This window comes from Streptomyces sp. NPDC111520, from assembly GCF_055635295.1.
Map to the genome: position 1 here is coordinate 47,688 of NZ_JBVKBW010000003.1, position 24,343 is coordinate 72,030.

At 74.5% G+C, this 24,343-nt stretch carries 19 protein-coding genes; 7 read left to right on the forward strand and 12 right to left on the reverse strand.

Annotated elements, in window-relative coordinates; translation table 11 throughout:
- Window positions 1-2: 2 nt before the first annotated feature.
- From ACZ7MY_RS07645 to ACZ7MY_RS07665, 5 genes are all read right to left on the reverse strand, one after another.
- The gene (locus ACZ7MY_RS07645) at window positions 3-989 is read right to left on the reverse strand and encodes an endonuclease/exonuclease/phosphatase family protein (RefSeq protein WP_499600344.1); all 987 of its coding nucleotides are present in this window, start codon (window positions 987-989) and stop codon (window positions 3-5) included.
- A gap of 7 nt (window positions 990-996) precedes the next feature.
- Window positions 997-2,088, reverse strand: a complete 1,092-nt coding sequence (locus tag ACZ7MY_RS07650) for a D-alanyl-D-alanine carboxypeptidase family protein (protein ID WP_499600345.1) — start codon at window positions 2,086-2,088, stop codon at window positions 997-999.
- Between the two features lie 172 nt (window positions 2,089-2,260).
- Window positions 2,261-3,526 carry an ATP-binding protein gene (locus ACZ7MY_RS07655; protein ID WP_499600346.1) on the reverse strand — a complete coding sequence of 422 codons (1,266 nt, stop codon included), beginning with the start codon at window positions 3,524-3,526 and terminating at the stop codon, window positions 2,261-2,263.
- A 1-nt stretch (window position 3,527) separates the two neighbouring features.
- Window positions 3,528-4,307, reverse strand: coding sequence for a two-component system response regulator CseB (cseB, locus tag ACZ7MY_RS07660; protein ID WP_499600347.1), 780 nt, complete (start codon window positions 4,305-4,307; stop codon window positions 3,528-3,530).
- A 148-nt stretch (window positions 4,308-4,455) separates the two neighbouring features.
- Entirely contained in the window at window positions 4,456-5,325 is an 870-nt protein-coding gene (locus tag ACZ7MY_RS07665) for a DUF3152 domain-containing protein (protein WP_499600348.1), read from the reverse strand.
- A 196-nt stretch (window positions 5,326-5,521) separates the two neighbouring features.
- Between ACZ7MY_RS07665 and ACZ7MY_RS07670 the strand changes: the two genes are divergently transcribed.
- From ACZ7MY_RS07670 to ACZ7MY_RS07685, 4 genes are all read left to right on the forward strand, one after another.
- Window positions 5,522-6,211, forward strand: coding sequence for a response regulator (locus ACZ7MY_RS07670; RefSeq protein WP_499600349.1), 690 nt, complete (start codon window positions 5,522-5,524; stop codon window positions 6,209-6,211).
- A 113-nt stretch (window positions 6,212-6,324) separates the two neighbouring features.
- On the forward strand, window positions 6,325-7,908 hold the full coding sequence (locus tag ACZ7MY_RS07675) for a sensor histidine kinase (RefSeq protein WP_499600350.1): 1,584 nt from the start codon (window positions 6,325-6,327) through the stop codon (window positions 7,906-7,908).
- Window positions 7,905-8,507: a hypothetical protein gene (locus tag ACZ7MY_RS07680; protein ID WP_499600351.1), complete on the forward strand. Its 603-nt coding sequence runs from the start codon at window positions 7,905-7,907 to the stop codon at window positions 8,505-8,507. The genes ACZ7MY_RS07675 and ACZ7MY_RS07680 overlap by 4 nt, the downstream gene beginning before the upstream one ends.
- An 874-nt stretch (window positions 8,508-9,381) precedes the next feature.
- Window positions 9,382-13,098 (forward strand): S8 family serine peptidase, encoded by a 3,717-nt coding sequence (locus ACZ7MY_RS07685; RefSeq protein WP_499600352.1) that lies wholly within the window; start codon window positions 9,382-9,384, stop codon window positions 13,096-13,098.
- 118 nt (window positions 13,099-13,216) lie between these two features.
- Here the strand turns inward: ACZ7MY_RS07685 and ACZ7MY_RS07690 are convergent, their stop codons facing one another.
- The 5 genes from ACZ7MY_RS07690 to ACZ7MY_RS07710 form a co-directional block, all read right to left on the reverse strand.
- Window positions 13,217-14,128: an NAD-dependent protein deacetylase gene (locus ACZ7MY_RS07690; RefSeq protein ID WP_499600353.1), complete on the reverse strand. Its 912-nt coding sequence runs from the start codon at window positions 14,126-14,128 to the stop codon at window positions 13,217-13,219.
- Window positions 14,129-14,211: 83 nt separating this feature from the next.
- Entirely contained in the window at window positions 14,212-15,000 is a 789-nt protein-coding gene (locus ACZ7MY_RS07695) for an alpha/beta fold hydrolase (protein ID WP_499600354.1), read from the reverse strand.
- Window positions 15,001-15,081: 81 nt separating this feature from the next.
- Window positions 15,082-17,415, reverse strand: a complete 2,334-nt coding sequence (locus ACZ7MY_RS07700; RefSeq protein ID WP_499600355.1) for an AAA family ATPase — start codon at window positions 17,413-17,415, stop codon at window positions 15,082-15,084.
- A gap of 79 nt (window positions 17,416-17,494) precedes the next feature.
- Window positions 17,495-18,247, reverse strand: a complete 753-nt coding sequence (locus ACZ7MY_RS07705; protein ID WP_499600356.1) for an SDR family NAD(P)-dependent oxidoreductase — start codon at window positions 18,245-18,247, stop codon at window positions 17,495-17,497.
- A gap of 95 nt (window positions 18,248-18,342) precedes the next feature.
- Window positions 18,343-18,780: a TIGR03618 family F420-dependent PPOX class oxidoreductase gene (locus ACZ7MY_RS07710; RefSeq protein ID WP_499600357.1), complete on the reverse strand. Its 438-nt coding sequence runs from the start codon at window positions 18,778-18,780 to the stop codon at window positions 18,343-18,345.
- A 356-nt stretch (window positions 18,781-19,136) separates the two neighbouring features.
- Between ACZ7MY_RS07710 and ACZ7MY_RS07715 the strand changes: the two genes are divergently transcribed.
- Window positions 19,137-20,465: an epoxide hydrolase family protein gene (locus tag ACZ7MY_RS07715; RefSeq protein ID WP_499600358.1), complete on the forward strand. Its 1,329-nt coding sequence runs from the start codon at window positions 19,137-19,139 to the stop codon at window positions 20,463-20,465.
- A gap of 469 nt (window positions 20,466-20,934) precedes the next feature.
- On the opposite strand, the gene ACZ7MY_RS07720 is transcribed toward ACZ7MY_RS07715, so the two are convergent.
- Window positions 20,935-21,900: a hypothetical protein gene (locus ACZ7MY_RS07720; protein ID WP_499600359.1), complete on the reverse strand. Its 966-nt coding sequence runs from the start codon at window positions 21,898-21,900 to the stop codon at window positions 20,935-20,937.
- A 147-nt stretch (window positions 21,901-22,047) separates the two neighbouring features.
- Window positions 22,048-22,341 carry a DUF6228 family protein gene (locus ACZ7MY_RS07725; RefSeq protein WP_499600360.1) on the reverse strand — a complete coding sequence of 98 codons (294 nt, stop codon included), beginning with the start codon at window positions 22,339-22,341 and terminating at the stop codon, window positions 22,048-22,050.
- Between the two features lie 195 nt (window positions 22,342-22,536).
- On the opposite strand from ACZ7MY_RS07725, the gene ACZ7MY_RS07730 reads away from it, so the two are divergent.
- Both ACZ7MY_RS07730 and ACZ7MY_RS07735 read left to right on the forward strand, forming a co-directional pair.
- Window positions 22,537-23,358: an MBL fold metallo-hydrolase gene (locus ACZ7MY_RS07730; RefSeq protein ID WP_499600361.1), complete on the forward strand. Its 822-nt coding sequence runs from the start codon at window positions 22,537-22,539 to the stop codon at window positions 23,356-23,358.
- Window positions 23,359-23,653: 295 nt separating this feature from the next.
- A complete protein-coding gene (locus ACZ7MY_RS07735; RefSeq protein WP_499600362.1) occupies window positions 23,654-24,061 on the forward strand; it encodes a YciI family protein in 408 nt (135 codons plus the stop codon).
- The last annotated feature ends 282 nt before the right edge of the window (window positions 24,062-24,343 follow it).

The window sequence follows — 24,343 nt, forward strand, 5'->3', positions numbered from 1 at the left end:
GTTCACAGGCGGAACGAGGCCGCGACCGGCAGATGGTCGCTGCCGGTGGAGGGGAGGGTCCAGGCCGACCGCGGTTGCAGGCCGCGCACCAGGATGTGGTCGATCCGGGCCACGGGGAACGACGCCGGCCAGGTCAGACCGAATCCGGCGCCCGACTCGGCCTGCGCCGAGCGCAGTTGGGACGTGACCTCGGACAGGGCCCGGTCGTCCGCGGTGCCGTTGAAGTCGCCCATGAGCACGGTGCGGGGCAGGGGTTCGGCGCGCAGGGCCGCGGCCAGGGCGCGTGCCGCGGTGTCCCGCCCGGCCGTGCCGAAGCCGTACAACGGCGTGACCCGGACCGACAGCAGGTGGGCGACGTAGACCGCGACGGGGCCCTTGGGTGTGCGGACGGTGGCCCGCAGCGCGCGCGGCCAGGGCGCGATGTCGACCGTCCGGGCGTCGGCGAGCGGGTAGCGGCTCCACAGGCCGACCGTGCCCTGCACCGACTGGTAGGGGTAGCGGGCGTGCAGCGCGGCGCCGTACGCGGCCGCGTTGTCGCCGATCTCCTCGACGGCCACCAGGTCGGCGCCGGAGGCCGCCAGGGCACGGGCGGTGCGCGCCGGGTCCGGGTTCTCCTCGTTGGCGTTGTGCGTCACCACGGTCAGGTCACCGCCCGCCGCCCGTTTGTCGGCCAGCGTGCCGCCGAAGAGGGCGCACCAGACGACGGTGGGCAGCAGTACGGCCACCGCGGCCGTGGCCGAGCGCCGCAGCAGCGCGCACAGCAGCAGGACCGGCACGACCAGCCCGGTCCAGGGCAGGAAGGTCTCCAGGAGGCTGCCGAGGTGGCCGGCCGCGTTGGGGACGTGGGCGTGGCCCAGCATCAGCAGTGCGGCCACGGCGGCGACGGCGGCAGGGACGCGGCCGCGCCGCCACGCGCCGGGGCGGCCGCCGGGACGGTCTTCGCCGGCGGGGTCCGGCAGGGCGCCGGGGATGCGCAGGAGGGTGGTCACGGCCGGCTCACCTGGCCGCGGTCCGGGCACCGCTGGCCGCGGAGCCGGGGTCGGTCCCGGCCACCCACCGCCGTACGCCCTCCACCAGCGCGTGGCTCGCGCCGAGGGCGGCGTTCAGGCCTTCCTGCGGGCTGGTGCCGGAGCGCTGGTGCAGGACCACGCCGAGGGCGAGATGGCCGTGCCCGTCGCGGTCGGGGGCGGTGGCGGCCCACATCAGGGCGCCGCCCGCGGGGGTGCTGGAGCCGGTCTTGAGCCCGATCACACCGGACGTGCCGAGCAGGGTGTTGGTGTTGGCGATCGGCCCGGGCACACCGGGCACCGTGGTGCTGGGGAGGGCGACGACGGCCCGGAAGACCGGGTCGCGCATGACCTGCCGGGCCAGCTTCAGCTGGTCGCCGGAGGTGCTGACGGTCGTGGGCTCGATGCCGCTGGCCCCGGTGTAGGTCGTCCGGTCCATGCCGAGGTCGTCGGCGGCGCGGTTCATCTTGCCGACGAACGCCTCCTGCGTGCCGGCGTCCCAACGGGCCAGCATGCGGGCGACGTTGTTGCCGGAGGGGACCAGCATCAGTTCCAGCAGCCGCCGTTCGCTCAGCCGCTGCCCCTCCCGGAGCGGCACGCTGGACTCCACGCCGGACACCGACTCGTCCGCGGCCTGCCGGTCGACGGTGATCCGGGGGCCGGTCGCCCCGCCGCGCAGCGGGTGGTCGCGCAGGACCACGTAGGCGGTCATCACCTTGGTGACACTGGCGATCGGCACCGGACGCTGTTCGCCCCTCGTCCCGAGGTCGGCCAGCCCCTCCACCAGGACGCTCGCCTGCCCCTGGGACGGCCAGGGGAGCGGCACGGTCAGGCGCGGCACCGTGCGCCCGCGGTGGTCACCGCCCGTCCGGGAGCGCCCGGCCCCGTGGCCGTCGTCCCCCGTGGGGACGACCAGCGCGCCCAGGCCGATCAGGGTGGCCAGGGCGGCGGCCCCGGCCGCGACCGGGACGGGGATCCGCCGCGGCGGACGCGACGCGCCCGGCAGGGCCCGCGGTCCCCCGGACCGCGGCGGCGGGGGACCTGGCGCTTCGTGCTCTCGGGGTTCGGGGACCGGGCGCATGGGCGGGGCACCTCCACGGGTTCACGGCGTGGCTCTCACGCACACCGCCCACCGTGGGGCGCGCCGGTGTCGGCCCGGCCGTCACCGTGTCTCCGCCGCCGCTCTACCGGTCATCCGTCGTGTATCGACCCGGGCGCGCCCCGGCTCGGTCGCGCCCGGGCGTGGCGGCGGCTCAGCCGGAGGCCGGCAGCCGCAGCGTGGCGACGGCGCCGCCGCCTGGCGCGTTGGCGAAGGACAGCGACGCGCCGATGACCCGGGCCTGGCCGAGCGCGATGGTCAGCCCGAGGCCGTGGCCCCGCCCCCGCTCCGACACCCCGGTACGGAAGCGCTGGGGCCCGTCCGCGAGCAGTTCGGGCGGGAAGCCCGGGCCGTGGTCCCGCACGGTCACGGTGGTGCCCGCCACCGCGACCTCGACGGGCGCGCCGCCGTGCCGGTGGGCGTTGACGACGAGGTTGGCCACGATCCGGTCGACCCGGCGCGGGTCGGTCCTCGCCCGCGCGGCGCCGTCCGGGGTGAACCGGGCCGGCAGTCCGGTGCGGGCGAGCGACTCCCCGACCACCTCGGCGAGCGGGACCGGTCTGGCTTCGGCCCGCTCGGCGCCCGCGTCGAGCCGGGAGATCTCCAGCAGGTCCTCCACCAGGTCCCGCAGCACCCCCACCCGGTCCCGGACCAGGTCGGTGGCCTCCCCCTCGGGCAGCAGCCCGCTCGCGGTGACCAGGCCCATCAGCGGGGTGCGCAGCTCGTGGGCGACGTCGGCGGTGAAGCGCTGCTCGGTCGTCAGCCGCCCGAGGAGGCTGTCGGCCATGGAGTCCACGGTGGCGGAGATCTCCGTGATCTCGTCGCCGCCGCGACGGCCGGGCGGGCCGGCGGCGGTCCGCGCGGCCAGGTCGCCGGCCGCGATGCGGCGGGCGGTCCGCGCCACGCGCCGCAGCCTGCGGTGCGGCAGCTCGGCCGCGAGCAGCGTCAGCGGGACGACGACGCCCAGCGCGGCCAGGGAGTACTTCCACATGTGCCGGTCCAGGGCACGCCGGGTGAGCAGGTCGGGCGTCATGTCGGTCGCGACCGCCACCGGCCGGTCCCGGTACAGCCGCGCCGCCCACATCCGCGGGTGGTCCCCGGGGCTGTCGCCGTCGTACCAGGTGGCGTAGCCGGCGCTCGGTCCCTGGCCGTGCCGCAGCCGGTCGAGCAGCTCGCCGGGCATCGCCTCGGGGACCGTCTCCAGCCCGTCGGGCGGTGTCCCCTTCTCCTTGTACGCGACCACGGCCTGTTCCAGCTGGGCCGCGGCCTTCGCGCCGCCGTCGTTCATCGACCGTGCCAGTGTGCTGCGGTGGACCAGCACTCCGACGGTGAGCGCGATCACGCAGCAGGCCAGGGTGACGAGCAGGGCGATCTTCCAGCGCAGGGAACGCCAGTTGAGCAGCTCGCGGACGGTGTCCATGTCAGCGCCGCAACTTGTAGCCGAAGCCGCGGACGGTCTCGATCCGTTCGGCTCCGACCTTCTTCCGCAGCCGCTGCACGCACAGGTCCACCACGCGGCTGTCGCCGTCCCAGCCGTAGTCCCACACGTTGCGCAGCAGGGTGTTCCGGTCCAGCACCACGCCGGGGTTCGCGGCGAACTCCAGGAGCAGCCGCAGTTCGGTGGGCGCGAGCGCGACCGGTGCGCCGGCCCGCGACACCTCGAGGCCCGCGGTGTCGATCGTCAGGTCGCCGAAGACGAGGCGTGCGGGGTCCTCAGTCCGCTCGGGCCTGGCCGCCGGGGCGGACGGACCGAGGCCGGACGGGCCCGGCCCGGACGGACCCGGGCCGGTGACGGGGTTGAAGGTCGCCCGCCGCAGCAGGGAGCGGATCCGGGCCACCAGCACCGCAGTGTCCACGGGCTTGACCACGTAGTCGTCCGCGCCCGCCTCCAGGCCGGAGACCACGTCGAGGGCGTCGCCGCGCGCGGACATCATCAGGATCGGGTCCATGCTGGTCTCCCGGACCCGCCGGCACAGCCCGATGCCGTCCAGGCCCGGCAGCATCACGTCGAGCAGGAGCAGGTCGTAGCGGCCCTCCCGGAACAGTTCGAGTCCGGTCAGGCCGTCGGCGGCCGAGGTGACGCGGTAGCCGTAGCGCTCCAGCGCCATGGTGACGGCCCTGCGGATCACCTCGTCGTCCTCGACGAGCAGGACGGTCACGGGCGCCGGGGCCGCCGCCCCCTCTGTCACGGAAACCGACATATCTTCCCATCGGACGCAGGTACAGGGCCTCCATCATGCGCGAGGAGGGTCCCTGCCGGGCATCCGCCGCCGCTCGGCCGCGCATCAACCGTGTATCAGCGGGCGCTGCGCCTCACGACGGCCCCACCGGCATCAGGCGTAACGGGGTTCACGGCACGTGCGGCCCCGTGACGAAGCGGTCGTGCCCGTCGTAGGGCCAGGCGTTGGCGACACAACCGTGCAGGCCCTTGATCTGCTGCATCATCACGGGGGCGAGTTGCCCGGGCCCCGCGCACGTCGTGTGCGTGTAGCCCAGGAAGTGCCCCATCTCGTGGTTCACGATCAGCGCCCGGTAGTCGTGGATCGGCCCCTTGAACGTGGGCGAGCCCTCGGCCCAGCGCTTGAGGTTCACCACGACCCCGCCGGGCACCTCGCAGTTGTACTCGCCCTGGGTGTCCTGGTGGATGCCCGCCCAGCACAGGGCGTCGGCCGTGCCCGGCGTGGCGATGCTCACCGTGAGGTCGTGGGGCTGTCCCGCGCCCACCAACTGGAAGGCGTAGGCGGGGTTGTGGGTCCAGCCGCGGGGCGCGGCGAGGATGCCGGCGATCTCGTCGGCGGCCTGGGCCGGCGAGACGTCGAGGCCGGTCTCGACCTTCACCACGTAGCGCAGCGGCCGCGGGCCGCGCCCGACCTTCACGCCGCCGGCCTGCGCGGTGACGAACGTGCCGCTGCCCGTCGCGGGGACATCGATCCTGGCGGGGGTGGGCTTCTTCGTCGGCTTCTTCGTCGGCTTGGGCTTGGGGGGCGGGGTGGGCGTCGCCGTGGGTGAGGGGGAGGCGGAGGGCGTGAGGTGCGCCACACTCCGCCGGTGCCGCGCCCCGTCCGAGGCTTCGCCGCGCCCGCCGTCGAGGAAGAACGCGACGGAGCCGAGCAGTCCGGCGACCGCCAGCGTGACGACCAGATAGCGCCGGCTCCGGCGGCGCGGACGGCGCCTGCGGCCCGAGGTGCGGTGGCGGCCGGCGCGGTGGGATGCATCCATGGCAGCTCAAAGTGGCCATCCGAAATGATCGCCATGAGCTCGCCGGATCACGAAACGGTAACGCACGTCTGCCGGAACGCCTCTTCGCCGACGACGGGGCCGCCCCCGCGCCCCGGGTATGACCCTTCTGTAACAGCTCCCACGGGGGGCCCTTTCCCGGGACGGCCGCCGATCGCGATCTGCTTACACTGGCGAAGTGCCACGAGTCCTGATTGTCGAAGACGACCCAGATGTCCGTAAGGCCGTCCAGTTGGGGCTGCGACACCAGGGGCACGACGTCTTCGCCGCCGGAACGGGTGAGGAGGGACTGGAGCAGCTCCGCCCCTTCCATCCGGACGTCGTCGTGCTCGACCTGATGCTGCCGGGGATCTCCGGTCTCGACGTGTGCCGGCGCATACGGGAACGCGACCAGGTGCCGATCATCATGGTCACCGCCAAGGGCGACGACATCGACGTGGTCGTGGGCCTGGAGGCCGGGGCGGACGACTACGTCGTCAAGCCGGTGCAGGCCCGCGTGCTCGACGCGCGCATACGGGCCGTGCTGCGCCGGCAGGACGCGTCGGTCTCCGACTCCGTGCGGCCCCGGGCGGAGTCGCACGGGGAGCTGGGCATCGACCGGGCCGGCCTCGTGGTGACGCACCGCGGCGAGACCGTCGCGCTCGCCCCCTCCGAACTCCGGCTGCTGCTGACCCTCTCGGCCTCGCCCGGACAGGTCTTCAGCCGCCAGCAGCTCCTCGAAGCGGTCTGGGAGCACAGCTACTACGGCGACATACGGCTCGTGGACGCCTGCGTGAAGCGGCTGCGCGGCAAGCTCGGCGAACTGGGCGGCGCACCCCGGTACATCCAGACCGTGCGCGGCTTCGGCTACCGCTTCGGTACCGCATGAGCCGCCGGGGACCGGCACGGGCGCGACGGGACGCCCGGGAGCACGGGAGCGCCGCGGCCCACGACGCTGCGGCCCACGACGCCACGGGCTCCGCCGGTACGAGCTCCGCCGGCATGCCGTACGACACCAAAGGCTCCGCCCCCACGGCCCACGACGCCCCGGCCGGGCGTCGCGGCCGGCGGCGGTTCCACCAGGCGGCGCTGGAGAAGGTGCCGCTGCCACTGCGGGGGCTGCGCTCCCGACTGGTGGTGGCCTTCGTCCTGGTGACCATGGCCGGCGCCCTGAGCACCGGGGCCGTCGCCTTCCGGGAGGCGCGCACGGGAGTGCTGCAGCAGAGCCAGGACGCCGTCATCCGGCAGTTCCGGGCCGGCGTGAACGAGGCGGCCCTCAACGTCCCCCTCCCGCCGGGCCAGTCGGACCTGGACGCGGCGGTGAACGATGTGCAGCGCGCGAACCAGTCCCAGCAGTGGCGGGTCATGGCGACCTACGGCGACCTGCGCGCCTGGGCGGTGGGCGCCCAGTTCGACATGCTCAGCCCCGAACTGCGCCGTTCCGTGGCGACCAAGCGCGCCGCCGTGTTCCAGCGGGTGAACGCCGACGGGCGTCCCTGGCTCGTCGTCGGCCTGCCGGTCACCTACGACAGCGGCGAGGCCAAGGAGCCCAGGCTCTCCGGGCTCGTGATGTACCTGGCCGTGCCGCAGGACACCGAACAGGCCTACGTCGAGGCGATGGTCAGCGCCATCGAGCACGCCACCCTGGTCGCCCTGGGCCTCGCCGTCGTCCTGGCACTGCTGGCCGCGAGCGGAGTGCTCCGTCCCGTACGGGCGCTGCGCGGCGCGACGCGCCGGATGGCCGAGGGGCACCTCGACGTCCGGCTGGCCGTCAACGGGACCGACGAACTCGCCGACCTCTCCCAGTCCTTCAACCACACGGCGGCGGCGCTGGAACGGTCGGTCGCGGAGCTGCGCCGCATGGAGGCCCAGGCCCGCCGCTTCGTCGCGGACGTCTCCCACGAACTGCGCACCCCGCTCGCGGCGATGTCGGCGGTCACGGACGTCCTGGACGAGAACGCGCTGCGCCTGGACCGGGAGACCGGCGAGGCGCTGCGGCTCGTCAGCGAGGGGACGAGCCGGCTGAGCGTGCTGGTGAACGACCTGATGGAGATCTCCCGCTTCGACGCGGGCGCGGCCGAACTCAACGTCGACGAGATCGACCTGACCGACTTCGTCCAGCACACCCTGGCCGCCCGGGGATGGCAGGGCGGGGTGGAGACCCACCTGCCCCCGCCCGGCGCGCTCCGGGCCCGGGTGGATCCGCGCCGGCTCGACGTGGTGCTCGCCAACCTCGTCGGCAACGCGCTGCGGCACGGGGAGCCGCCGGTGCGGCTGACGGTGGGCGTGCGCGAGAATCCCGCGGGCGTGGCGTGGGCCGTCATCGAGGTGACCGACAACGGACCGGGGATCGCCGAGGAAGCCATGCCGCACATCTTCGAACGCTTCTACAAGGCCGGCAGCTCACGCGCCAGAAGCGAGAGCAGCGGGCTGGGCCTGGCCATCACCGCGGAGAACGTGCGCCTGCACGGCGGCCGCGTGAGCGCCGCCAACCTGCTGTGGGGCGGCGCGGCGTTCACGGTCGAACTCCCCCTGCACGGCGCCGCCGGCGGCCCCGCGGCCGACGACGACGCGGGTGCCCGGTGAGGCGGGCGCGCCTGGCGGCGCTCACGACCGGCCTCGCGGCGGCGCTCGCGCTGACGGCCTGCGGGGTCCCCCCGTCCGGGGTCATCGAGGCCGGCGAGCCGGCGAGCGGCCTGTACTCCCCCGTCCCGCAGAACGCGAAGATGGTCCTCGTCTCCCTCTACTTCCTCGACAACGGCAAGCCGAGGGCGTACCTCCGCAAGGCGACCACCCCTTGGGACGCCGAAGCGGCCGTCCGCATGCTGTTCGGCGGACCGAGCCCCGACGAGGCCACGCAGGCCACCACGGAGCTGCCCCGCCTGAAGGACGGGCTACAGGTGAAGACCGGCAGCGACGGCGTCTACGTGCAGCTCCCCAAGGGCCTGCCCCCGTTCAGCCGCCGGGCCATGACGCAGTTGGCCTGCACGGTGTCCGGCGCGGGCGGACCGTTCACCGCGTCCCGCTCGACGGACGCCGCAGGCGGCGCCGTCGGCGGCGGCGGCGAGCCTCCCTCCGACGCCCGCCCGGACGCCCTCACCGACGCCACCGTCCACGTCCTCGGCGACGGCTGGACGATGAACCAGACAGCCGGCTCCTCGTGCCCCGCCCCGGCCGGGCAGTGACCACCGGGCCGAGCAGACGTGAGGTCGCAGGGTTCCCCGCACGGTCATCGCAAACCGGCCGCCGGCCGAGGGCGGCGCCGGACCGTCCACGGCTGATGCGCGTCGGTACGCCGACGTCGCCGGCATCCCGCTCGCCGTGGCGTGGCGCCGCGCGACCCCGCGGACGTGACGACACGTCAGTCGGCCGTGGCCGACCCGTAGCACGGTCGATCGCGACCAGGTGCGCCCCACCTGCTCCGGGGTGAGCCGGCTCGCGACGGCGACGAGTTCGCCGATCTCGGTCGCGGCCCGGTAGGGGGCGGAACGGCCGGGTGCCGGGGCGTCGGGCAGGTCGGCGATCACTCGCAGGTCGGCCACCGGCATCTCCAGCACGGGGCTGATGTCCTCGATGATGCCGATCGTCGACCGGGCGCGTCCCGACGCCTGGGCGACGGCCTCGGGGGTCAGGCGTCGATGCTCCATCAGGCCTCGCACCACATCGGCGACCCGTCCCTTCATCCCCGCAGGTTACGTCCCGGCGAGCCGGATGGCCACGGGCGGGAAGAACGAACAGTGTGACGTGGCACTCGACATCGTATCCTGAGCTCCGCAGGAGGCCGCGGCAATGCCGTACCCCACGGTCGACCCGGCGCCGCCGCAGGTCGTACGGCACTTGGGCGGTCGTAACCGCACCGACCGACCGCCACCCGGGCGGGGCGAGCGCGAGGACACCCGCATCGGCGCCACACGGTCCACAATGAACGGACACCACTCTTCACAGCGAATTCATCCGTGCATATGATCACCCCGCCCAGGTGACGCCACCCCGCAACGGCCGGCGCCCTGGACGGCGGGGGCGGTCTCGTCCCCTGCCCGGACCATCGCAGGGACACCGTTGAGATCACACGTCAAACGCTGGAGTGTGCCGGTCATCGCCGCCGCTTCGGCTCTCGCGCTCACCAGCCCGATCGGGGCTGAGGCAGTCACCCCCGTCGGCACCCCGACTCCCCCACCGGCGTCCACGGCGGACCATGTGCCCGCCGGGAGCCACACCGTCACACTGATCACCGGCGACGTCGTGACGACAGGTCAGGCCGCCCGGGGCGGGGGCGGTTCCGGCGGTACCGTCACCGTCCGCGGCGCCGACGGGCTGCCGGCCCGGACCCGCATCGTGACGGCCGGGGACGACCTGTACGTCTATCCGGAGTCCGTGCTGCCCTTCGTGGCGCAGGGCACCCTCGACCGGCAACTGTTCAACGTCACCGGCCTGATCGCCGACGGCTACGACGACGCGCACCGCGACCGGCTGCCGCTGATCGTCTCCTACACCGAACCCGGCGCCGCGCGCCGCGCGTCCGCCGTCCCCGAGGGCGCGCGCCGGGTACGGAACCTCGACAGCATCCAGGGCGCCGCCCTCACCGCCGACCGCTCCCGCGCGGACGACTTCTGGGAGTCCGTCGCCGGGACGGCGGCCGGCGACGGCGCCCGGGCGCGGAACACCCGGCCGTCCTTCACCGGCGGCATAGCGCACATCTGGCTCGACGCCCCCGTCCACGCCGACCTCGCCGACAGCACCGCGCAGATCGGCGCCCCGCAGGTCTGGCAGGGCGGTGACACCGGGCAGGGCGTGGACGTCGCCGTCCTCGACACCGGCGTCGACGCGAGCCACCCCGACCTGGCGGACCGGATCGCGAACACGCAGAGCTTCGTACCGGACGAGACCACCGACGACTACGCCGGGCACGGCACCCACGTCGCGTCGATCATCGCCGGCACCGGTGCGGCTTCCGGCGGCAAGGAGAAGGGCGTCGCACCGGGCGCCCGGCTGCACATCGGCAAGGTGCTCGACAAGTACGGCAGCGGACAGATCTCCTACGCCCTGGCCGGCATGGAGTGGGCGGCCGTCGACCAGCACGCCAGGATCATCAACATGAGCCTCGGGGCCGGGGTGTCCGACGGCACCGACCCGATGAGCCTGGCCGTGGACCGGCTGAGCGCACAGACCGGCGCGCTCTTCGTGGTCGCAGCGGGCAACTCGGGTGCTCCGGGCAGCGTCGCGACACCCGGTACGGCCGCTTCGGCACTGACCGTGGGTGCGGTCGACGCCACCGACGCGCTGGCCCCGTTCTCGAGCAGGGGCCCTCGTGTCGACGGCGCGCTGAAGCCGGAGATCACCGCCCCCGGCGTCGACATCCTGGCGGCCAACTCGCAGTTCGACGGCAACGACCAGGGCGCCTACCAGTCGATGAGCGGCACCTCCATGGCCACCCCGCACGTCGCGGGCGCCGCCGCCCTGCTCGCCGCGGCCCACCCGGGGCTCACCGGCCCGCAGTTGAAGGACCTCCTGGCCAGCAGTTCGCGGCGGACCCCGGCGTACGACGCCTTCGAGGCGGGGAGCGGCCGGCTGGACGTCGCCGCGGCGGCACGGGCCGAGGTCTTCGCCTCCGCGACCGCCTACGCGGCCCAGGACGAGGGCGGCACCGTCCGGCGTCCGGTGACGTACACCAACACCAGTGGCACACCGGTCGCGCTCGCGCTGTCCGTCGAGGCGCCGCAGGCTCCGGCCGGCATGTTCCGCCTGTCGGCGTCCGACGTCGTGGTCCCGGCGCACGGCACCGCCGAGGTCACGCTGACCATCGACGGTTCCGGGGGCACCGCCAAGGCCCACTACTCGGGCCAGGTGCTCGCGACGGACGCCGCAGGCAAGGCCGTGGCGCACACCGCCGTCTCCCTCGGCTCCGCCACGATGCACAAGCTGACCCTGACGTTCAAGGACTCCGCGGGCCAGCCCACGTTCGGCGACGTCTGGCTGCTCAGGGCGGGCGACAAGGACCCCTACCTGGTCGGTGTCGGGCCCTCCGGCACCGCGGAGCTGCTCCTGCCCGACGACGTGTACTCGGTGCTCTCCTACCAGGAGGTCCAGGGCGTCCACGGTCCCTATTCCAGGGGCCTGGCCCTGCTCGGCGACCCCGACGTCCTGCTGGACCGTGACACTGCGGTCACGTTCGACGCCACCAAGGCCAAGCGCATCGCGATGACCACCCCTCAGCGCAGCGACGTGACGTTCCAGAAGCTGGGCTACAACCGCGTCATGAACGGTGTCCGGTCGGGTCTGGCGGCCGACGGCCTGTACTACGACAGCATCTGGGCGCAGCCCACCACCCACAAGGTGACCCACGGCGACTTCCGGCTGACCGCCCGTTGGCGGGCCGAGAAGCCGGCGCTGGCCGTCGCCACGCGCACGACCGACTTCACCGGCATCCTGCGCCAGGAGGGCGTCACCCCGCTCCCCACGGGCACCCGGAAGCTGCCCCTGGTCTTCGCGGGCCAGGGGTCGGATACGGACTTCGCCCACCTCGACGCGCGCGGCAAGGCCGTCGTGGTCCGGCACAGCGACGACGTCACCGACTGGGACCAGGCGGCCAACGCGGTCGCCGCGGGCGCGAAGCTCATGCTGGTCGTGGAGAACGGGTACGGCCGGCCGCTGCGCTCCTACGCGCCGCCGGGCGCGGAGGCCGTCACGCTCGACGTCGGCCTCCTCGGCACCGAGGAGGGCGAGAAGCTGATCCGGCAGGCCGCGAACGGCGGAACGAGCATCACCGTCGAGTCCGAGACCGCGAGCCCCTACGTCTACGACCTCGCGCACGTCTGGCACAACGAGATCCCCTCGACGATGACGGTCAAGGGCGACACCAAGGACCTGGCCCGGATCGACGTCACCTTCGCGAGCCCGAAGCGCGACGTCCCCGGCAGCGAGTTCCGCTACGAGTGGCTCGACGGCGTCGACTGGTCCACGGGGCCCCTCATGCCGGAGCCCGCGTACGGGAAGCGGACCGACTGGGTCTCCACGACCGGCGTCAGCTGGCACCAGCAGGCGTACGTCCCGTACCTGGGCTTCGAAGAGGGAGCCAGGACCGCCTACCGGGCCGGCAGCAGGCAGTCCGAGGAATGGTTCAAGCCGGTCCAGCGCCCCTTCCTGAACGACACCTTCTTCAACAACGCGCCGCCCACCCGCAACGGCGACCACCTGTCCATCGACATCCCGGCCTGGGGCGGTGGCGACCACGTCGGATGGAACCAGGACCCGGCCGGCACCCAGCGGCAGGGCCTCTACCAGGGCGGCACGGAGCTGGGCCAGAGCGGCGCCACCGACGTGCAGGGCAACGCGCCCAGCGCCCGCAGGCTGCCGTACCGGCTGGTCGTCACCGGTGACCGCGACGTGACCTACACGCCGTACTCGTCGCGCACGCGCACCGAGTGGGACTTCGTCTCGGAGGCGCCGACCGACGACGTCACCGTGGTGCTGCCGCTGGTGCAGCTCGACTACGGGATCGCCACGGACGCGGCGGGCCGCGCCGGGCGGCACGACACCCTTTCCGTCACCGCCGCCCATCTGCCGCGCGCGGGTCTGGCCGGCAGGATCGGCGCGGTGCGGCTCGAGTTGTCGTACGACGACGGCCGGACCTGGCACAAGGCCGACCGCGGCGGCGACGGACGGTTCCGCCTCGACGCCCCGCGCACGGCGTCCTTCGTCTCGCTGCGGGCGAACGCCGGGGACTCGGCGGGCAACTCCGTGCACCAGACGGTGATCCGGGCCTTCGGCCTGCGCTGAGGCGCACGCCCACCGGAGCCGCGGCACATGCGGCCGGTCCGTCCGCGGTGGTCGACCCCCGCGGCCGGACCGGCCTTCGTGCGCACTCATGCGACGGCCGGCCGGGACCCCGTGACCGTCACCCGATCGCCGGGGCCGCCTCCTGGCCGTCGAGGGGTACGTCCAGCCGGCCGGCCACGGCGGTCAGGGCCGTTCCCAGCGGGAGCGCGACCCGGGTGAGGGCGTGCCGGTCGCCCCGGGTCGCGTCGCGGTTGACGATCAGCACCGGCTTCCCGGCCTCGGCGGCCTGACGGACGAACCGCAGCCCGGACATCACCGTCAGCGAGGACCCGAGGACCAGCAACGCGGCCGCCCCCCGGACCAGTTCGCGGCACTGCTCGACCCGCGCGGGAGGTACGGCCTCGCCGAAGAACACCACGTCGGGCTTGAGGACCCCGCCGCAGACCACGCAGGGCACGACGTGGAAGTCCCCGACCTGGTCGTCGGTGAGGTCGGCGTCACCGTCCGGGTTGATCCCCGCGGCCACCGGCGCGAAGCCCGCGTTGGCCTCCTCCAGCCGCCGCGCGAGTTCGGCGCGCGGGCTGAGGGCGCCGCAGGTGAGGCAGACGACCCGGGCCAGGCTTCCGTGGAGTTCCACCACGCCCTCGCTGCCGGCGGCCTGGTGCAGGCCGTCGACGTTCTGGGTGATCACCCCCGAGAGCAGGCCGTGCCGCGCGAACGCGGCCACCGCCCGGTGTCCGGCGTTGGGACGCGCGCGGCCGAAGGTGCGCCAGCCCAGGTGGCTGCGCGCCCAGTAACGCCGCCGGGCCGGGGCGCCGCCGACGAAGTCCTGGTAGGTCATCGGGGTGTGCCGGCTCAGGCTCCCGCCCTCCCCCCGGTAGTCGGGGATGCCCGACTCCGTGGAGATGCCCGCCCCGGTGAGGACGAGTACGCCGCCACCGCCCAGCGCGTCCGCGACCGGCCCCACGTCCGTGGTACCCGGCGGCAGGTCCTCGGTCGGGGTCCAGCTCAAAGTGGGGCGCATGCGCATGCCGCAAGGGTACGCAACGGCGTGCCCCGCCCCCCTTCCCCGGTCGCGGACCGCACCGCCGGGGCGGGCGCACCGCCGCCGCCTCACGTCAGGAGGCGGGCGACCTCCGCGGGGTGGGCGAGGTGCGGGAAGTGGCCGCTGCCGGGCAGCACGGTGATCGTGACGTCCGGCAGGGCGCCGGAGAGCCACGCGCGGTACTCCGGGTCGGGCTCGGCGCCGGCGACGTAGTGGTACGGGGTGCCCTCGGCGGCGATGCGCTCCAGCCGGGCGGCGTTGCGCTCGTCGAGCGTCGCGGGCGGGGTGGTCAGCAGCTCGTCCCAGTACGCCAGCAGCAGCTCCGGCGCGGGAACCGCGTCCGGCCGGGCGAGGGCCCGTGCCTCGGGCGGCAGGCCGTCGATGCCCATGCGGCCGAGCAGGCCGTTCCAGATGGCGTCGTGGCCGGGGCCGCGCAGCACCTCGGCGTTGCGCTGCAGCATCTCCGCGAAGCCGCCGACGCGCAGGGGCTGGTCGATGTTGACGACACCGCTCGCCGGGTGGGCCGCGGCGTACGCCGTGGCGATGGCGCCGCCGAGGGAGTGCCCCACCACAACGGGCCGGGTCAGGCCCGCCTCGGTGACGGCGCGGTGCACCACGCCGGCGACGTCGTCCAGCCCGTGCCGGTCCAGCGGCGGCGACTGCCCGTGGCCCGGCAGGTCCACGACGAGGACACCGCGCGCCGGGTCGATGGCCCTCAGCTCCCGCAGCAGCGGGCCCCATCGGTGCCGGTCGTAGCTCAGCCCGTGCAGCAGGACGAGCGGCGGCCGCCCGTCCGGCTCGCCGTGGCGCTCCGCCCGCAGACCCGCGTACGTCGAGGGTGCTCCGCCGGTGCTCATGTGGGGTGTGTCCTTCCTGTGGTGCGTGCCGTACACCCAGGAGGCGTGACACCGCAGGGAACGATCCGTTCGTGACGGCCGTCACAGCCGCCAGCGGCCGGGACCGCCGGGGGCGGGCTGGTAGCGCATGACGCGGCCGGTGCGCAGGGACGCCCGCAGATGGGCGCCGGCGAGCGGGGCGGCTGCCTCGATGCGCCGGACGGTCCCCCACAGCGCCTTCGTCGCGCCGACGCGGGCCCGCTCCGCCTCGTTGCCGTGGGCGCGGGGGCGGCCGCCCAGACCGGCGGAACGCCGCAGTTCCGCGAGGAGCGCTCCGCGCTCGGCCTGTACGGCCGCGGCGGCGTCGACGTCCCCGGCGCGGTCGGCCGCGTCGAGCCGCTCGTCGAGCACGGCGAGCCGCCGGCGGTAGGCGGCGCGGGCCGTGTCGTCCAGCAGCGGCTCGGCGGGCGGGGCAGCCAGCCCGGAGCCGCCCGCCACGAGGTCGAGGGCGGGGATCTCCGCACCGGGCGCCGCCAGCAGCGAGCGGAGGTAGCGGGGCCCGCGCCCGTCGGGGACGAGGGCCGACTCACCACCGGCCTCCAGCCGCCAGTCCCGCCCGTCGAGCACCCAGTGCCACGGGCCGACGTCCGCTGCCGCCCCGGACGCGCACGCCGTCGGGGGCGCGGCGGAGGCCCGCGGGGTGCGGAGCAGCCCGTCCATGCCCAGGCGCTCGGCGATCGACCGGGCCTCCGCCCGGTCCTGCGCCGCCCGCTCCCGGTCCCCGGCGCCGCCCCGCCGGCTCAGGACGTCCGCCCGCGCCGCCAGGGTCCACGCGAGCCAGGGCAGGGCGCCGAGACGGCGGGACAGCTCCGCGGCCGCGTCGAAGTGGCCGAGAGCGGCCCCGGGCCTGTCGAGGCGTGCCGCCAGGCGGCCCAGGTAGTCGTCGACGGGACCGGTGATCGTGTTGGCCCCGCCCCACACGACCAGCCGTCCCCGGTGGGGCAGCAGCGCCTCGTACAGGGCCCCGGCGGCCGCCCGGCTCCCGGTGCGCGCGGCGACGGCCGCGAGGTCGGCCAGCGCGCCGGTCCAGCGCGGCCCGGTGCCGGCGAGGACCGCGGGCAGCAGCCGTTCGAGTTCCAGACCGGCTTCCACGTCGCGTCCCGACTCCAGCATCGCCCGCGCCGCCGTGGCCTCGAAGAAGTGCCCGGGCAGCCGGCGCGCCATCCGCTGCCAGGGTTCGACGGGGGCTTCGGCGCGCCCGCGTACGACGGCCAGCTGGTGGCGCACCGAGCCGGCCAGCCGCTCGGTGTCGCCCACGCCCGCCCTGCGCCCGGCCACGAGGACCTCGCCGGCGAGCGCCTCGGCTTCGTCGAACCGGCCGCGGACGGTGGCGAGCATCGCCTGCCGGGCGAGTGCCACCACGCGGGCGTCGGTCTGCCCGGCCTCTTCCGCGGCCCGCGCGTACACACCGAGCGCCGCCTCGGCCGCCGCCAGGTCGCCGGTCTCGGTGAGCGCCACGAAACGCCAGAACAGGCCGCGGCTCTCGGCCGCCGCGTCGCCCGCCCGGCGGGCCCGCACGACGATCTCCTCGGCGGTGGCGAGGCGTTCGGCGGTGGCGGCCGGGTCCCACAGCGCGTGCAGCCGGCTGTCGAGGACCTCGGCGACGGTCCCCGGGTCCCCGGACGCGCGGGCCAGGCCGAGCGCGGTGTCCGCCAGGTCGCGGCGGCGCGCCACGGCTGTGGTGTCGGCGAGCAGTTCGCGGGCGAGGCGGGCCAGTACGCGGGCGCGGACGGCCGGGGCGAGCGGCCGCTCGGCGGCCGCCTCCAGCAAGCGGACGAGCCCGAGGTCGAGTTCGAGGAACTGGGCGCGCGAGGGGGCGACCAGCGCCAGGTGCACCACCGGGTCGGCGTCGTCGTCCAGCCCCCTCAGCCGCGCGGCCAGCGACAACGCGGGGCCGGGAAGCCCGCCGGAGACCAGCCACAGGGCGTGCACGGCGTCGGGCGGCAGACCCGGCACGAGCCCCGTGAACTCCGCCCCTGGCAGTCCGCCCAGCCGCAGCTCCGTCCCGTGCCCGGTGAACTCCCGCGCGGCGGCCAGGACCGCCCGCGGCCCCGGGGGCGGGCCGGCACCGGGAGCCTCCTCCGCCGAGCCGTCACCGGTGCCGGCGTCGGCCTCGGCGTCGGCGTCGGCCAGGAGGAGGACGGGCTCACCCGGCCGTCGGGGCGCCGCCGCCGCAGGCCGGGTCGGCGCGCGGTCCCCGGTCCGTTCGACCCGTATGCCGCGCCGGGCGGCCAGCTCCGCCGCGGCGGCCAGCAGCGCGGTCTTGCCCACCCCCGGCGGCCCGGTGACGACCAAGCGCTCGCCGGCCCCCGCTCGCAGCCGGTCGAGGAGGGCCCCGATCGCTGAAAGCTCCTGGTCACGGCCGATGAGGGACACGCCTCAGCCTAACCGGGGCCGTGGCTGCGGCGGCGAGGCGACGGCGGATGCCCACGGGTCCCGGGGCGGTCCGGCCCCGTCAGACCTGTACGGTGCCGCCGTCGACGAAGAGTTCCGTGCCCGTGACGAAACGGCTCTGGTCGGAGGCGAGGAAGAGGACCACGTCCGCGACGTCGTCCGGGGCGCCGATGCGGCCGAGCGGGATCCGGGAGACCAGGGACTCCTTCAGCCGCCTGCCCTCCTCCGTGTCCGCCGCGAGGGCCGCGTCGAGCTGGGCCGTGGCGATCGTGCCGGGGCTGACGGCGTTGACGCGGATGCGCCGCCCCTTCAGCTCGTTGGCCCAGGTGCGGGCGAAGGAGCGGATCGCCGCCTTCGTGGCCGAGTAGACGCCGAAGCCCTCGGGCCCCTCGACCGTCCAGATCGAGGCCGTGAGGATGACCGACGCACCGTCGTTCAAGAGCGGGAGGGCCTTCTGCACCGTGAGCACCGTGCCCTTGACGTTCACCCCCAGGACGAGGTCGAGGTGCTCCTCCGTGATCTCGGCGAGCGGCGCCCGCTCCCCCACCCCGGCGTTCGCGAACAGCACGTCGACGCGCCGGCCGTCCGCGGCGACGCGCTCGTAGAGGTGGTCCAGGTCACCGGGGGCGGCGACGTCGCCCCGCACGCCGGTCGCTCCGGTCCCGAGGGACGCGACCGCGGCGGCGAGCTCCTTCTGCCGGCGGCCGGTGACGTAGACGTGGGCGCCCTCGTCCGCGAGACGGCGGGCGGAGGCCAGGCCGATCCCCGCCGAGCCGCCGGTCACCACCGCCGTCCTCCCGTCGAGCTGCCCCATCACGTCCTCCTGGTCCGGGCTGCCGTCGGCACCATGGGCACGGCCCACGGGTCATGGTGGCAAACATCATCCGCGGTCGCAGCCGGTGGACCGGCTCAGACGCCGTAGATCCGTTCGGGCCGCACGATCACGGCCGTGCGGCGGTCCGCGGCCATGACCCGGTCGTACTCGTCCCAGTCGTCGTGGGTGCCGCCGGCCGCGGTGAAGATCTCGCGGAGCAGCAGCCGCACGCCGTCGGTGTCGACCGCCGGGTGCGGGTCGTCGGGGCCGATGATCTCGGCGGCGCCTTCCACCGTCGCCCAGTGCCACCCCGAGCGGACGGAGGCGGCGAGCCGGGGGCGCTCCCTGAGGTTGCCGAGCTTGACCTTGCCGTAGGTCACGAAGGCCACCACGTCCGCGTCGGCGAGCGGATGCCTCATGACCGCGAGGTTGACCACCGAGGACTGGATGGTGCTGTCGGCGCGCAGCGTCGACACCGTGCCCAGGCCCTGTTCGGCGCGGGCGAGTTCCGCGAAGTCGTTCAACGTTGCCACGTCGGTTTCCCCTGCCGGTCTCGGTTCGGGTGCGGGGCCGCGGACACGACCTGTCGGGACGTCCGCGGCATGCGTCGGGACCACGATGACACGTCGTCACCCCGCCGACCCGCCGGCGGTTCCGCGGTGGCGGTCACCAGGGGCGATCCCGAGTTGCGGGGTGACAGGGCGGCACATAGCGTCTCGTCTCGTCCGAACACCCTCATATCGGCCCTCGGCCCTCGGCTCACGTGCCGGCCCGCGCTCCCGGGCCACGGCGGCTCCCTGCCGGGCATCGGCGCCCGGGCATCCCTGCCACGTATCCGCGCGGCGCACGAGACTTCCCTCCCGGGAATCGGGACGACCGGAGATCTGCCATGCCCGACCTTTCCAGTCTGCTATCTCGGCGAAAGATCCTGCTCTCCTCAGCCGCCGCGGCGACCGCGGCGACCACGGGCGCGTTCGGCCTGGCCTCCCGGACGCCGGAGGCGGCGAAGGGGACGGCGGCGGCAGCGGACGCCACGGCCGTGCGGCCCTTCCGCGTCGACATCCCGGAAGCGGACCTCGACGAACTCCGCCGGCGCGTCGACGCCACGCGGTGGCCCGACCGCGAGACCGTCCCCGACCAGTCCCAGGGCGTCCAGCTGGCGACGATGAAGATGCTCACGCGCTACTGGGGAAAGGACTACGACTGGCGGAGGATCGAGACGAAGCTCAATTCCCTCCCGCAGTTCAAGACCAGGATCGACGGGCTCGACATCCACTTCATCCACGTCCGGTCGCGCCACGCGGACGCCCTGCCGATGATCCTGACCCACGGCTGGCCGGGCTCGGTGCTGGAGTTCCTCAAGGTCATCGGCCCCCTGACCGACCCCACCGCCCACGGCGGCCGCGCACGGGACGCCTTCCACCTCGTCATCCCCTCGATGCCCGGGTACGGCTTCTCGGAGCGGCCCACCACCACCGGCTGGAACCCCAGCCGCATCGCCCGCGCCTGGGCCGTGCTGATGCAGCGTCTGGGGTACACGCGTTACGTCTCCCAGGGCGGCGACTGGGGCTCGGTGGTATCGGACAAGATGGCGGCGCAGAAGCCCCCCGGGCTGATCGGCATCCACGTGAACATGCCGGCCACCGTGCCGCCGGACCTCGCGAAGAGGCTCGCCTGCGGAGACCCGGCCCCGGCCGGCCTCTCCCCCGACGAACGGGCCGCGTACGACAAGCTCAACGCCTTCTACAAGACGGGCTCCGGCTACTCGGCCATGATGGTCACCCGCCCGCAGACCGTGGGGTACGGGCTGACGGACTCGCCCGCGGGCCTCGCCGCCTGGATGTACGACAAGATCGCCGCCTGGACCGACAGCGACGGCGACCCGCTGCGGGTGCTCACCAAGGACGAGATCCTCGACGACATCAGCCTCTACTGGCTGACCGACACGGCGGTCTCCTCCGCGCGGCTGTACTGGGAGAACAACGCCAACAACTTCAACGCCGTGTCGGTGGACATCCCCGCGGCCATCACGGTGTTCCCCGGCGAGATCTACCAGGCGCCCCTGAGTTGGGCGGAACGCGCCTACCACGACCTCGTCTACTACAACAAGGCTCCCCGCGGCGGCCACTTCGCGGCCTGGGAGGTCCCCGGCATCTTCGCCCAGGAACTGCGCGCCGCGTTCTCGGGCCTGCGCGACGCCGGCACGCCGGGCAAGTAGCGGGGAGGCGGACGTGACCGGGCGCTTCGACCCCCACGGAGTGCTGCCGCGGGTGCCCGGGTTCACGCCGACCGGCACGGACATCGCCGGCGGGAAGACCCTGGGCGTCGCGCAGCGCAGCGGCATGTTCGGCAGGCTGGGCGAGGACCGTTCGCCACGCCTGGAGTGGAGCGGCCGGCCGGCCGGGACGCGAAGCTTCGCCGCTTCCCGGGGCGGGGCCCCGTCGAGGAGAAATGTGCGGCCCCGCGGTGGCTCATCACCGCGGGGCCGCGTCCCCATGCCCGGGCAAGGGGCGTCCCCACACCCGCAGTGCTTGCCCGGTCAATGAAGTAGAACATTGAACGTAAATACGGGCAAGTAGCTTGAGTTGCCATCAATTCTTGAAGGCTGTCTCCGGTCGGGACAGCACCTTCGAAGGCGTGCCTGCCGGCCGGCCCCGGCACCGAAAGGCATCAGGGCCTGGGAGGGGTCACCACGCGAACCCGCGGTCGTGGATCGCCCGCAACCACGGTTCCCGGCAGGCGGGCATGCGCGCGAGCGTGCTCCGGAACGCGGGGAGGGACGGGTGGAACGGCGCCTGCGGGTGCGGCGGCAGCGGGTCGTCCCGCTCCACGCCCTCGGGCAGCCCGCCGACGACCGGAAGCCGCGTCCGGTGGGGCGGGAAGGCCAGTTCGGCCCAGAGCCCGGCCTCGAGGGGCACGGCCACCGCGCCGCCGCTCGGCCGCCACACCTCGCCGGTCTGCGGATGGACCGGCACCAGCACCAGCCCCGCGGCCGGCTCGCCGAGACCCGGCCCCGCCAGGTCCAGCCGCTGCGCACCCTCCCCGGGGGGCAGCAGCGAGGCGAGGGTCCGGCCGAGGAGCTCGGCGACCGGGCCGGGCGTCACCTCGACCGGCCCGCCTCCGGCGGCCACCGCCACGTGGGCCAGTGCCACGCCCGCCGGGATGTCCTGGAACTCGCCCAGCCGACAGCCCAGCGCACCCTCGGCCGGCAGTTCCGCCCAGTCCATGACCGGCCGCTCCGGCGGGCCGGGCAGCCGCACCACCGCCCGCGGAAGGAGGCGGACCATCTGCCACCGGCCGCAGTCGTCGATCCGCGAGCCCACCGGCAGCCCGCAGCCCAGGCACGCGAGGTTCGGGCCGCCACTCCCGTCGATCCCCAGGCAGTACCCCTCGGTCCGCTCGGGGACGAGCCCCGCACCGCGCACGTCGCCTGGTGCGAGCAGGACGGTGTCCGACGGTCCGTCGGACACGGACACGACCGGCGCGAAGATCCCCCGGGTCGCGGCCTCCTGCTCGTCGACCTCGTCCCACAGCCGCCAGGGCGGCCCGTACGGCTGGGGGTCGACGGCGTAGGTCCCCGCCTCCAGAAGCGGCGGATGCAGCGTCTCCCAGTGGGTGTCGCACAGGTGGATCGGCAGTGCGACCCGCGACACCCCCACCGTCAGTGCCGATCCGCAGCCCGCACACCCGAACACCGCCAAGCCGTCCCCTCCCGCCGCCGGAGCCTGCATCCCACCAGGCCACCGCCCGGGTCGCAATGCCTTTTCCCCGGCGGGCCGATGCCCGCACCGAAGGGTGGTTCACGCCGGTGGCTCGGCCCCCGGGAAGGCACGCACCTGCCCGACGAGCCTGCGTTTGTCCTCGCCGGGGGCGTGGCCGGTCGTCGCCTCGAAATGCCACTCGCCGCCGGGCAGCCGGTCGCGCGGGCCCCACGTCAACCGGACGCGCTCTCCGTCGTGTTCGGCGGAGAGCGTCAGGTCGCGTTCGCTCCAGTGACCGGCAGGCGCGGGTACCTCGGGGCCCGGTGCCGCGGCACCCTGTGGACGTCGCCCACGCGCCATGAGGTGGTGCCGGTCGGCGGCCTGGAAGACCACATGCGCCGGCCCCCTGGTGGCCGGTGGGCCCGGGTGCTCGAGTCTCCGGAGTCGCGGGCCGGGCCGGCCCGGCTGCGGCCCGGACGGGGAGGTGAGCGTGGACGCCACTCCGGCGGGGGCACCGTGTGTGTGATGTGATCGCGTGGGGGGCGCGGTGACGTGCCCCGAGAGCGTCCCGACAGGAAAGGTGCCGTCATGAACGACCGGGTCAGTCCCGTCCGCCGCCCTGAGGGGATCAGCGTCCTCGGTGGCCCCACCACGGTGATCGACGTCGGCGGGCTGCGCCTGGTGTCGGACCCCACCTTCGACGATCCGGGCGACCACGGGTACCTCACCAAGACCGCGGGGCCGGCCGTCGGCGAGGACGCCCTGGGAAAGGTGGACGCCGTCCTCGTCAGCCATGACCTCCATCCCGACAACCTGGACACCCGCGGCCGCGCCTTCGCCCTCGGGTCGCCCCTCGTCCTGACCGGGCCCGCCGCCGCACGGCGCCTGGGCCCTCCGGCCCAGGGGCTCCCGGCCTGGGAGAGCGTCGAGCTCCCCCGCCCTTCCGGCGGTACCGTCACCGTCCTCGCCGTCCCCGCACAGCACGGTCCCGACGACGGCGAACGCGACGAGCAGGGGCATGTGAACTGCGAGGTCACCGGCTTCGTCCTGACGGGGGACGGGCTCCCGACCGTCTACGTCAGCGGTGACAACGCCTCGCTCGCGGTGGTGGCGGAGATCGCCGGGCGGGTGCCGCCCGTCGACGTGGCCGTCCTGTTCGTGGGCGCGGCGCGCGTGCCGTCGAAGATGCGCGGCAGGCCGCTGACGCTCACCGCGCAGCGGGCCAGTGCCGCGGCCGCGGTGCTGGGGTCGCCGGTGGTCGTGGCCGCCCATTGCGACGGATGGGCGCACTTCAGCGAGACCCGCTCCGACATCGAGCGGGCCTTCGACGACGCCGGCATCGCCGGCCGGCTGCACACCGCGGGCAACGGCGAGTGGATCGACCTGGGCCACCCGGTCACCGCGCGCTGACCGGGACCGGGACATGGATCCCCCATCTGACTTTAAATGACGCACTCAGCCGTGATAGCTTCTGCCCCGGCAACGGGACAGGTCGCATCGGCGTAGACGACCGGTCACTTTCATCCTGTGGTGATCCGCTCGGCGCCGCTACGGGCAACGCGGCGGCCGGCGACCTGTCCCGCTGTCCCCCGAAAGGCGAGCCGGAAAAGAATTCTCGCGCGGAGATGTCGAGAACCCGTGACCCGCTCCGTCCCCGTGGTGAAGGCGGCCAGAATGGGCCGCACCGGCACCAAGGAGCCCCACGATGGCCAAGTACCTCCTGCTCAAGCACTACCGCGGCGCACCGGCCGCGGTGAACGACGTGCCCATGGACCGGTGGACGCCCCAGGAGATCTCCGACCACGTCCAGTACATGCACGACTTCGCCGCCCGCCTGGAGAAGACCGGCGAGTTCGTCGACGGCCAGGCGCTCGCCCCCGAGGGCGCCTGGGTCCGCTACGACGGCGAGGGCCGCCCGCCCGTCACCGACGGCCCCTTCGCCGAGACCAAGGACCTCATCGCCGGCTGGATGATCATCGACGTCGACACCTACGAACGCGCCGTCGAACTCGCCGGAGAGCTCTCCGCCGCCCCCGGCGCCGGCGGCCGCCCCATCCACGAGTGGCTCGAGGTCCGCCCCTTCCTCACCACCCCGCCCACCATCACCGAGTGACCGCCCGGGCGGGACGTACGCCCTGGTCGCCCGCGCCGCCCGGCGCCCGCGATCTCCTGCCCGGATGCGGGAACTCCTTTGCGGAAAGCACACGTTGAGCGGTTGACCACGGGCTTGTCCGGGTCGACGGCCAGCGCATCGCGCGACAGTCAGGGAGGGTTCAGCACATGGACGACATCTTCGGGGAGATCGTCGAAGAGATCGTGGAGGAGACCGCCGAGGAGATCGGCGGGGAGGCCGCCGAGGACATCGTCGAGGGGCTCTTCGACTGACCGTGGACCC